We start from the raw sequence: 10,508 nt of genomic DNA on the forward strand, positions 1-10,508 counted from the left end.
TTACCCGGGCGGCGGTCCGCGGAAACACAGGGGGTTGGCAACACCGGGGGTTAGCGGCGCGGGGCGCGGGTATCCGCTCGGGGACATGTGGCGCGAGAACGGGAAGCAGGCAGGCTGGGCGGGCAGCACCGCCCGGCGTCCCCCGGCGGTCATGGCGGTGGACACCCCGCCGGGCGGGTTCGCCCTGCTGCTGCCCGCGCTTGTCGACGCGATCCCGGAGTCCCGCCACCGCTTCCGCGCGTGGCTGCGCGGGCACCACGTGGACCCTGAGCTGATCGCGGACGTGCTCTTGGTCGCGGGTGAACTGGTCGCCAACTCGATCGAGCACGCCTTCGGCCCCGGCGAGGCGGGCGAGGTGCGCTTCTGCGCGCGGACCGGGGACGGCGTGCTGACCATCCAGGTGGACGACACCGGCGCGTGGCGGCCACCCCGGTCGGGGCCCAGCACCCGGGGGCGGGGCCTGGTCATCGTGCGCGCGATCGCCGACTCCGTCGAGATCGACCGGCGGTGCACGGGGACGCGGATCACCGCGGTGATCCGCACCCGACGCGATCCGGCCTGATCAGAGGGCGTGCGCGGCCAGCACGACATCGGCGAGGGCCACCACCAGGAGCGCGGTGAACGGTCCGCGCCCGCCCACCGCCAGCCCGACCCCCAGCGCCGCCAGCCCCGCCACCACGCCGACCAGCGCGACCGCGGGCGGCGGACCGGGCGGACCGAACGCGACGACCACGCCCGCGCCGACCAGCAGCACCGCGGCCACCGCGGTCGTCGCCTGCCTGCCCAGCCGGTGCGGCAGGCCGCGCACGCCGGTGGCGAGGTCGTCATCGATGTCGGGCAGGGCGTTGGCGAAGTGCGCCGCGCTGCCCAGCAGCGCGCCCGCCACGATCAGCCAGCCAGGCGCCGGACCCGCGATGACCGGCAGCAGGGCGAACGACACGGTGTAGGGCACGACGGAGAAGGCCGTCGCCTTCACGCCGAGGTCATAGGCCCAGGCCGAGATCAGCGCGACCGAGTGGGCGATGAGCGCGCGCGGGCCGAACAGCGCGGTGGCCGCCACCGCCGCGGGCGCGGCCACCGCGATTCCGATCGCCGTGGTCCGCCGCGAGACGCGGCCATCCGCCACGGGCTTGTCGGTGCGGCCGACGGCGGCGTCGCGGTCGGCGTCGAGCAGGTCGTTGAGCCAGCCGACGGAGAGCTGGCCGAGGAAGACGGCCGCGCAGAGCCCGGCGGCGACCGCGGCCGAGCCGCCCAGGGCGAACGCCAGCCCCCCGGCGAGGGCGGCGACGGTGAGCGCGGGCGCCGGATGGCAGGCGAGCAGCAGCGCTGCCCCGGTCCGCACGGCCTGCTGCACCCGCCCGAGTGTGCCAGCCTGGGACACGTGCCACCGACCGAGCAACTGCCGAGGAACGACCCGAGGCTCTACGACCGGCTCGCCGACCAGTGGTGGCGACCACGCGGGGTCTTCGCGATGCTGCACTGGCTGGCCGCCGCGCGCGGCGCGCTGATCCCGCCGGGCAAAGCGGGCTCAGTCCTTGTCGACCTGGGCTGCGGCGCCGGTCTGCTCGCCCCGCACGTGCGCGGCTACCACCACATCGGCGTCGACATCACCGCGAGCGCCCTGCGCCAGGCCACGGGGCGCGGCGTGGCCGCCGTGCGCGGCGACGTGCTGCGCATCCCGCTGCGCGACGGCTGCGCCGACGTCGTGGCGGCCGGGGAGATCCTGGAGCACGTCACCGACCTGCCCGCCGCCGTGCGCGAGATCGGCCGGGTGCTCGCCCCCGGCGGGCTGCTGGTGCTGGACACCCTGGCCGCGACCCGCCGCTGCCGGTTCGTCGCCATCGGCGTCGCCGAACGGGTGCCGGGCCTGGCCCCGCGCGGAGTCCACGACCCCGCGCTGCTGGTGGACCGGGACGAACTTGTCGGGTGCGCCGCCGAGGCGGGCATTCCCCTTCTGCTGCGCGGCATCCGCCCGTCCGCGCTCGACCTGCTGGCGTGGGTCCTGCACCGCCGCGACGACGTGCGCATGGTGCCGGTCCGCGACACCGGGGTCCTCTTCCAGGGCGTGGGACGGAAGGAGACCCGGTGAGGCGAGCGCGCATCCGCGGGACCGGCGCGGCGCTGCCGCCGCCGATGGAGCAGAGCGCGGTGTGGGAGGAGCACTTCCGCGACCGCTTCGCGGGCAGCCGGGTCGCGGAGCGGATCTTCGCCGGCGCCGGGGTCCGCCGCAGGCACGCCGTCGCCGACCCGCGCGCGGAGGACGTCGCGCACTGGTCGACAGAGTCCCGGATGCGCCGCTACGCCGAAGCCGCTCCCCCGCTGGCGCACGACGCCGTGGTCGCGGCCCTGGCCGACGCGGACGTTTCCGCCGCCGATGTCGGGCTGCTCGTCGTCGCCTCCTGCACCGGCTACGCCACCCCCGGCGTCGACATCGCGCTGGCCGGTTCGCTGCCGCTGGACCCGCGCGCGCGGCGGCTGGTCGTCGGCCACATGGGCTGCTACGCCGCGATGCCCGGCCTGGACACCGTCACCGACTACGTCACGGGCAACGGCAAACCCGCCGTGCTGCTGTGCGTCGAGCTGACCTCGCTGCACGCCCAGCCGCCCACCGACGACACCGAGCAGATCATCTGCCACGCCCTGTTCGGCGACGCCGCCGCCGCCGTCGTGGTGACCCCCGACGACGGGCCCGGCCTGCGCGTCGCGGATTCGGCGTGGCGCACCTACCCGGGCACCAGCGAGCACATGACCTGGCACGTGACCGACCTCGGGTTCCGGATGGGCCTGTCCCGCCGGGTGCCCGACATCCTCGGCGCCGAGGTCGAACTGCTGGTCAAGGACCTGCTGGCGCCGCACGGGCGCACGCCTGCCGATATCGCCCACTGGGCGGTGCACCCCGGCGGGCCGCGCGTGCTCGACACCGTGGAGAGCGCGCTGTCCCTGCCGCCGCTGACCGCCTCGCGCCACGTGCTCGCCGAGTTCGGCAACTGCTCGTCGGCCACCGTCCCGCTCATCCTGGGCTCGCTCGACACGCGGCCGGGCGACGCGGTGGTGGCGATGGCGTTCGGCCCCGGGCTGACGCTGTCGGCCGCGCTGCTGGTGGCCGAGCCCTGACCGCCGTCGTCGTCGGGGCGGGCCCGGTCGGGCTGACGGCGGCCCTGCTGCTCGTCCGGCACGGCGTTCCCGTTGTGGTGCTGGAGAAGCACACCGCCCCGCTGTCGACCCCCAGGGCCGTGCACCTGGACGGCGAAGCGGTGGAGGTGCTGCGCAGACTCGGCCTCGGCAAGGCGTTCCAGGCGATCAGCAGACCGATGCCGGGCCTGCGCCTGGTCGACGCCGGGCACCGGGTGCTGGCCGAGTTCGGCAGAGCCGAACGCGGCCGGTTCGGGCACCCGGACTCCTCACTGTTCCATCAACCCGACCTGGACGCGCTGCTGGAATCCGCGCTCCCGCCGGGCGTGGTGCGCCGCGGCGTCGCGGTGAGCGGGGTGGAGCAGGGCCCGGTCGTGGTGTGCGCCGACGGCTCCCGGCTGCCCGCGGACGCGGTCCTCGGCTGCGATGGCGCGAACAGCGTGGTGCGCGCGGCGGTGGGCGGGAGCCTGCGCGAGCTGCGTCCGCCGGAACGCTGGTGGGTCGTCGACGGCGAGTCGCCCGAGCCGCTGCCGATGTGGGACGGCGTCCACCAGGTGTGCGCCACTCCCCCGGCCACCTTCATGCGCGTCACCGGCACCCGCTACCGCTGGGAGCACCGCGTCGACGGCGCGCCCACCCCGCCGCCCGGCCTGACCGTCAGCAGGCGCGCCGAGTACACCTTCCACGCCCGCGTCGCCACCCGCTGGCGCCGCGACCGTGTCCTCCTGCTCGGCGACGCCGCCCACCTCACCCCGCCCTTCGCGGGCCAGGGCCTGGGCGCGGGTCTGCGCGACGCCGCCAACCTCGCCTGGAAGCTGGCCTGGGTGCTGCGCCGCGGCGCGCCCGATCGCCTCCTCGACACCTACCAGTCCGAGCGCCTCCCGCACGCCCTGGCCACCATCCGCACCGCGATGCTACTGGGCTGGTCCATGCGCGGCGGTCGCGTGCGCCAGCACGCGCTGCGCACGGCCGGGCACTTCCCGATCGCCGACGTCTCCCCCAGGCTGCGCCGCGGCCCGCTCGTGCACCGCGGCGGCGGCCGGGCGCTGCCCGGCTACGACGGCCACGACTTCACCGTCGTCGGCAACCACCTCGTCCGCCCCGACGGGATCAGCGCCGGTGCGGCCTGGACCGACCCTGGCCTGGCCTGGCTCGCGCGGTCCGTGCGCCAGTTCCTGACATCTGTCCACAGTGGGGCGTCCTGGCGGACCGACGTCGAGCTGGCCCCGGAACGGGACTGACGCCGCCGCGGCGGGCGGCCCCGGATGCGCCCGCCCGCGACGTGCCGTCACTCACCCCCGCGCCTCACGCCGGCGCTTTGCGGCCCCACGCCGAGAAGATCAGCGCGGTCGGGTCGATGGCCGGGCCGTCCATCGCCGCGGTGAGCGCGTCCGCCTCGGCGGGGTCGACCAGTCCGGTGCCGACGCCGAAGGGCAGGACCTGCTGCCAGGAGTTGCGCCACATCAGCTCGGCGGCGTCGCGCAGGCCCAAGGCGAGCGGGCTGGTGCGCAGGCCCAGCTCCGACAGCCCGAGCTGGGACAGCAGCGCGGGCAGCTTGCGCCCCCACCGCAGGTCGGCGCCGTGCACGAGGATGACGTCGAACAGCAGCTTGATCACCTCGCGCAGCGCGGGGTCGGCCTCGTCCATCGGCAGGACGTAGAGGTCCTCCACGAGCAGGTAGCCGCCCGGCTTGAGCCAGGACGCCGCCGCGCGCAGGATCTCGTCGCGCTGCGGCAGGTGCGTCAGCAGCAGCCGGGTGTGGATGAAGTCGAACGACGCCTCGCCGAACCCGTCGCGGGTGATGTCCATGCGGGCGATCTCGACGTTGCCCGCCCGCCGGGGGTCGAGGAAGCGGGGGTCGATGTCAGCGGCCACGACCTTCCCGTCCGGGCACCGCTCGGCGAGCCAGTAGGCCACCGACCCCGCGCCCGCGCCCATCTCCAGGCAGTCCCACCCGGGCTGCACGCCGATCCCGTCGATGATGTCGACGGTGACCGGGTCACACGCCCGCTCCAGCGACCGAAGCCGCTCCAACTCCGTGGTGTGCTCCTTACTGAGAACACCGCTCACATATTCGAACCCGAGGTCAGCACTCACCGCTTCACCGGCACCCTTCACGTGATCAGCACGAACCGCACCGGCATACCCGACGACCCCGACCTCACCTGACCGCACCCCCGTACGGCCAAACGGACGATCCGCTTCCGCGCAACGGAAGCACCTCAACACGATCCCGACTGGACAAACCAGATGCGCCGTCCGAAAGGTACCGGAACGCCCGCGCTCCGTCCACAAGATCCATCCACCCCAACCCGCCCGCGACTACCATCAAGGCATGTCCACCGACCTGTTCGCGGGCGTCCCCGTCTCCGACTACCGCGCCGCCCTGCAGTGGTACGAACGCCTCTTCGGCGCCCCACCCGCCTTCTTCCCTAACGACGCGGAAGCGGTCTGGGAAGTCGCCGAACACCGCTACCTCTACATCGAGCACCTGCCCGAACGCGCAGGCCACGCCAAGGTCATGCTGTTCGTCCCCGACTACCCCGCCACCCTGCGCGCCCTCGCCGAGCGCGGCCTGCACCCGGCCGAGGTGCAGACCTACGACAACGGCGTCAGCAAGGCCATGTTCCGCGACGCCGACGGCAACGAGGTCGCCTTCGGCGGGTCAACGGCGGAGTCCTGAAACCTTCTGCCCACAAAGGTTCCCTTTGTGTCAACGACAGTCGATCACGGCGTTTCGGCGGGCGCCCAGGGGCGGCCACGCCGACTCGCGGGAACAACACGTCAGCGGGTCGTCCCGGGCTGCGGCGACCGGGCCAGCGGCCGCAGGTCGTAGTCGAAGCCGACCACCCGGGTCCTCCCGGCCAGCGCGACGTACAGCAGGTCGTGCTCCGGCGGCGCCTCGCACGCGGACTCCAGCGCGGGCTCGCTCACACTGCGGACGGGGCGGCAGAACATCCCCCGCTCAGCCGCCGCCGTCGCGGCGTGCTGGACCGCGGCTCCCGCGGCGCGCAGCAACCGGGGGTACGCCTCGGCGCCGTGTTCGCGGACCTCACCCGCGACGTCGGCCGTTATGACGACCGCCAGGTTCATCCCCGCCACATCGATGGTGGACCGCGGGTAACCGAACCCGGCTTGCGCCTCGGCCATCGCAGGGGCCGGCCGCAGCAGCCGCGAGTCCCCGCCGCGATACCAGCCGTCCGGAATCCCGGTGACGTTGCCGATGCCGACCGCGACCCGCAGCGGGGCTCCGGCTGACGGCGAACCGGGGACCGCGGAGACCGCGGCGGCGATCACGGCCCGTGCGGTGGCGGCCGGCAGCGGGCGGGGGTCGGCGTGCAGGCCACGGGGACCGAGGCCGGAGCTGCGGCGCGGGACTGGCCCAGGGTGGCCGGGGGCGCCGGACCAGCGGACCAGCAGACCATCCACATGGGACTCAACGGCCAGGCCGTACTGGTCTGCCCGTTCAGCGAGCGCGGCCAGCAGGTGGCCCGTCTCCAGTTCGGCGAGCGCCGCTGCCAGGTCGCCGTAGCCGACCGAGAGTCGCTCCGGGTGTCCCTCAACCGCGAGGACCACGACGTCGTCCAGGGCCGGTGCGGACGCGCCAAGCAGGGCCCGGCGCGGCGGGTCCACCGGCCAGCGCCCGCCGTCGGTCACCAGGTGGACATCGACCAGGTAGGTCGCACGGGGCGATGGGTAGCCTCGGTGGTCGTTGAACGGGTTCAGCGGCTCCCACCGGAGCGGGGTGAGCACGTCGACCAGGACGTCGGCGACCGCCGCGCCGAACGGGCCCGAACCGGCGAGCGCGGCGAGCGGCACCCGCGCACCGGGGACCGCCGCGCGCGCCGGGGCGGGTCCGGGCGCGACACGCTTGCCGACCCCCTGGGCGTAGACCTCGGCGAGGGTGGCCTCGACGCGGTCGGCGGCGGTCATGGGAACGGATGGGGCCGAAGGGACACCGACGCCTCGCCGAGGGGAGCGCCCGCCCGGCCAAGCCGGTACGGCACATCGAACAGGCGGGTGAGGCCGCGGGTCCGGCGGTGGCCATGGCCGAACGTCATCGGCAGCGTCCCCGGGACGACGACCTTGGCCGAGTACAGCCCCAGCTCGCGGGCGACGGCCTGCTCGCTGGTGTCGACGGCGATCAGCTCAAGACCGAGCCCGGCCAGCCTGCCGGTGTAGCGGTCCAGCAGCGCAGCGAGGTCGGTTTCCGGCCGCTCGTCACCGGTCGAGGCGAGTTCGGCCGGGTCGACCGTCGGCACATCGCCCAGCAGGAAGGCGTACTCGCCGGCCGCCTCCGGCAGACCGTACAGCGCGACGTGGTCCTCCATCGTGCGCACCAGCTCCGGCCGCTCCAGCATGGCCAACAGGCGATCGCGCCGGTAGTCGTCCGGCTTCTCCCGTGCCCGGACCAGTCCGTTCTCCACGTCGACGGCGATCTCGGCCGCCGCGGAGGCCATCGCCGCGCGCGGATCGGGATGCGCGCCCGCGGCGAAGAAGCACGCCGGGGTCGCCGGGTCCGCGCCCATGTACCGGGCCATGGCCAGCGCCACCGGAATCCCCAGGTCGTTGGTGGCGTCGAAGAACAGCAGTTGATAGCCCAGGGACTCCAGCCGGTCGACCAGGTGCCCCAGCACCGGATCGGTGTCGTCTACTCCCAGCTTGCGCAGTGGGGTGCTCGCGTACCAGGCCATGAGGAAGGCGTCTCGCTCGGCGACCTCGAACAGCCCGTACAGCACCGCTTCGGCGAGGCTGTTGCCCAGTCCGCAGCCGTTGGAGGTCTCGGTGAGGAACCGCGCGCCCGCGTTGTGATTGCCCCAGTAGACGACGTGCTCGGGCAGCAGCCGGGCCCGGCGGTGGGTGTAGGACCAGCCATACACCCACCGGGTACGCGCGGCGGGATGGTAGGCGGTCAGCCGGAACGCCGGATCGGCGTAGGAGTCCGGTTCGTGCAGGCCGAGCGCGGCCGGATCGACCGCCAAGTCGCCGCCGAGTTCGGCGAACGACGCCTCGACGGTGGTCTCGCGGCGTCGCGGACTCATCCCGGCGAGCCGCTCGGCCGCCTCGAACAGTGCGATCCGCTCCGCGTCAGCGAAGGTCACGGTCCGGCCGTACCCCGACTGCCGGGTCCGGCCCGGACCGACGATCGGCGCCGTCACGGTGGCCAGCGGCAGGTGTCCGGTGCGGAACACCCCGGTCACCGGGCCGTGCCGGAGGTCGAGCAGCGCGGCGCTCAGCCCGGCCAGGGTGGTGCGCTCGTTGGGCAGCCGCAGCGTGCCTGCCGACGCCAGCTCCACTCCACTGTGGACGACAGCGCCCGCTGCCGTGTCCCCGGGCAGCGGCAGGCACTCGGCGCAGCCGCCCGATCGGGGCCGGATCCGATGCACGGCCAGGCCTGCGGAGTCGAGGCGAAGCGCCACAACGCGATCCCGGTAGCCGCCCGCAGTTTCGAGCACGTGCCGCACGACGGCATCCACCACCGGCCGCAGCGGCCCGTCGGCGATCCCGCCGAGGCGCATGGCCGCGTCCGAGCGGGGAACCGCCGCCCCGAACGCGGCGAGCCGGATGTCCTCGGCGCAGCCGAGGCAGACGACCGGCTCCCCCTGGAGCACCGGCCCGATGACGACCAGCCCGCCGTCGACGCGGACCGGAACCACCGGAGCGCTCCGGCCGCGTGCGATGCGGTCGAGTTCGGCGAGCTGGCCCGGAGTGTAGCTGTCCAGCGGAACACTCACCGGGACATCGGGGTCCACAGTGGCCAGTTCGGCGAGCGCGACGGCGCCAGGGTTCATCGCCGTACCTCGACCGCGCCGGGCGCATACGCCGCGATCCCCGCCGATCTCCCGAAAGTGGACGCCAGTGGCGTGCCGAGCACCTCGATGAGAGACGACTGGAGCCGCTCTTCGCCGTCGCGGACGCCGTGCGGCCAGTGCCAGTCCCTGCTCTGCCAGGGAACATCGGTCGTGGACTCCGGTGTCCAGGCCGGAGCGGCGCCGGACAGCAGCACCGGGGCCGAGGACACCCCGGCGCGCCGGGCCTGCTCGACGCCGACGGCGGCCAGGGTCGCGAACGCGACCGCGTCCGCGGCGGTGCGCTCCACGGCCCAGGCCAGGCCGCGGCCACCGGCGCTGATCTCCGCGTGCACCGCGTGCTCGGTCAGCCGAGCGATCCGCACCGAAGCGGGCACCGCGTAGCGCAGGGTGAGCGCCTTCCACCAGCGGCGCGCGGTCGGGTCCGCCGCCCATTCGGTGTCGGCCACCGGGCCCGCGTCGCCGAGGAGGCGTCCGCGAGCCGCGACCCGCAGCACCAGGCCGCGGGCGTGCATCCCGTCCGCGCCTACCTGGACGCCGGCCGGTGCGGTCGCACCCGCGTGGCGCAGCGCCGCGTCCAGCCGAGCGGCGTCGGCGGTGGTGCCCACGCCCAGCGTGCCCGCGCAGACGGCGAGACTGGCGGGCACCTGGGGCAGGTCGCCGAGTTCGACAGGCGGCCACGCGCCCAGTACCGGATCGGCGGCCACCTCGATCGCGGCCAGGGCGTCGGCGAACGCGACCGCCTCGGCGGGCGTCGCCTCTGGATGGGGCATCGGGTGGTAGCGCGCTTGGAACGGCTCCAGGGTGGCGACGAGCACCCGCGCGGGCTCTCGCGGGCCAGTGCTGGTGGAGGACTCGGCTGCCTCATCGGCGGGGTCGGACATGCCCGCGGCGGCGCACACGACGCGGTGCACCGCCGCCGAACCGACCAGCGCCGCCAGCACGTCCGGTGGGCAGGCCGCGGGCTCGACGCCGAGGCGGGCCCACACCGCGGCGGCGGTTCGCTGCGCCTCCGCCTTCGTGCCGGCCACCGTGACGAAGCCGGTCTCCCCCGCGCAGCCCGCCCGCACAGCCAGATCACCGGCGACCAGGACGAGTTCCGTTCCGGGGCCGACCGAACCGACCCGCACCCCCGTGGCGGCGAGCGAGCGCCGCGCCGCCTCCACGAGCGGTCCTGGTCCGTCGAGGTCGACGGTGACCGCGCGCAGCAGCGCCCACGCCGCCGCCGGATCGGCGGCGCTGGACTCCAGCCAGGCCGCCACCTTCGGCGCGGGCATCCCCGGGCCCGGTTCACCCCAGCCCGGCGGCACCGTCACCAGCATGTCGTGGTCGCGCAGGTTCGCCATGATCGAGGCGATCGCGGCGGCCACCGGCGCCGGGGTGTGCTGGGCGGGTGTCAGCCAGGAGTCCTCGACGCCCGCCGCGAGCGGACCGGCCAGCCGCTCCCACAGCCTGGCCAGGCCCGCGCCCGCCTCGACGGTGAAACTGGAGGTCCAGCCGCGAAAGTGCAGGCCGGTCGCGGTCGGCGTGACGTGCACGACCGGTCGAAGCTTGGTCGGCACCAGG

The 10,508-nt window shown here is 74.8% G+C and carries 10 protein-coding genes; 5 read left to right on the forward strand and 5 right to left on the reverse strand.

Features of this window, described 5'->3' with window-relative positions:
- Positions 1–85: 85 nt before the first annotated feature.
- Positions 86–562 (forward strand): ATP-binding protein, encoded by a 477-nt coding sequence (locus ACFPM7_RS16560; protein ID WP_378248518.1) that lies wholly within the window; start codon positions 86–88, stop codon positions 560–562.
- On the opposite strand, the gene ACFPM7_RS16565 is transcribed toward ACFPM7_RS16560, so the two are convergent.
- Positions 563–1,354, reverse strand: coding sequence for a UbiA family prenyltransferase (locus ACFPM7_RS16565; RefSeq protein ID WP_378248519.1), 792 nt, complete (start codon positions 1,352–1,354; stop codon positions 563–565).
- Between the two features lie 27 nt (positions 1,355–1,381).
- On the opposite strand from ACFPM7_RS16565, the gene ACFPM7_RS16570 reads away from it, so the two are divergent.
- The 3 genes from ACFPM7_RS16570 to ACFPM7_RS16580 are packed head-to-tail and all read left to right on the forward strand — an operon-like array spanning position 1,382 to position 4,373.
- A complete protein-coding gene (locus ACFPM7_RS16570) occupies positions 1,382–2,089 on the forward strand; it encodes a class I SAM-dependent methyltransferase (protein ID WP_378248520.1) in 708 nt (235 codons plus the stop codon).
- Positions 2,086–3,114, forward strand: coding sequence for a type III polyketide synthase (locus tag ACFPM7_RS16575; RefSeq protein WP_378248521.1), 1,029 nt, complete (start codon positions 2,086–2,088; stop codon positions 3,112–3,114). The genes ACFPM7_RS16570 and ACFPM7_RS16575 overlap by 4 nt, the downstream gene beginning before the upstream one ends.
- Positions 3,111–4,373, forward strand: a complete 1,263-nt coding sequence (locus ACFPM7_RS16580; protein ID WP_378248676.1) for an FAD-dependent monooxygenase — start codon at positions 3,111–3,113, stop codon at positions 4,371–4,373. The genes ACFPM7_RS16575 and ACFPM7_RS16580 overlap by 4 nt, the downstream gene beginning before the upstream one ends.
- 64 nt (positions 4,374–4,437) lie before the next feature.
- On the opposite strand, the gene ACFPM7_RS16585 is transcribed toward ACFPM7_RS16580, so the two are convergent.
- Entirely contained in the window at positions 4,438–5,166 is a 729-nt protein-coding gene (locus ACFPM7_RS16585; protein ID WP_378248522.1) for a class I SAM-dependent methyltransferase, read from the reverse strand.
- Between the two features lie 301 nt (positions 5,167–5,467).
- Between ACFPM7_RS16585 and ACFPM7_RS16590 the strand changes: the two genes are divergently transcribed.
- The gene (locus ACFPM7_RS16590; RefSeq protein ID WP_378248523.1) at positions 5,468–5,815 is read left to right on the forward strand and encodes a VOC family protein; all 348 of its coding nucleotides are present in this window, start codon (positions 5,468–5,470) and stop codon (positions 5,813–5,815) included.
- 101 nt (positions 5,816–5,916) lie between these two features.
- Here the strand turns inward: ACFPM7_RS16590 and ACFPM7_RS16595 are convergent, their stop codons facing one another.
- From ACFPM7_RS16595 to ACFPM7_RS16605, 3 genes are read right to left on the reverse strand one after another with little or no spacing between them, the layout of a single operon-like run.
- Entirely contained in the window at positions 5,917–7,065 is a 1,149-nt protein-coding gene (locus tag ACFPM7_RS16595; protein WP_378248524.1) for a hypothetical protein, read from the reverse strand.
- Positions 7,062–8,924 (reverse strand): YcaO-like family protein, encoded by a 1,863-nt coding sequence (locus ACFPM7_RS16600; RefSeq protein ID WP_378248525.1) that lies wholly within the window; start codon positions 8,922–8,924, stop codon positions 7,062–7,064. The genes ACFPM7_RS16595 and ACFPM7_RS16600 overlap by 4 nt, the downstream gene beginning before the upstream one ends.
- Entirely contained in the window at positions 8,921–10,504 is a 1,584-nt protein-coding gene (locus ACFPM7_RS16605; protein WP_378248526.1) for a hypothetical protein, read from the reverse strand. Before ACFPM7_RS16605 ends, ACFPM7_RS16600 begins: the two co-directional genes overlap by 4 nt.
- Between the last annotated feature and the right edge of the window lie 4 nt (positions 10,505–10,508).

Origin of the sequence: Actinokineospora guangxiensis, from assembly GCF_042657845.1 — a bacterium.
Lineage (GTDB): Bacteria > Actinomycetota > Actinomycetes > Mycobacteriales > Pseudonocardiaceae > Actinokineospora > Actinokineospora guangxiensis.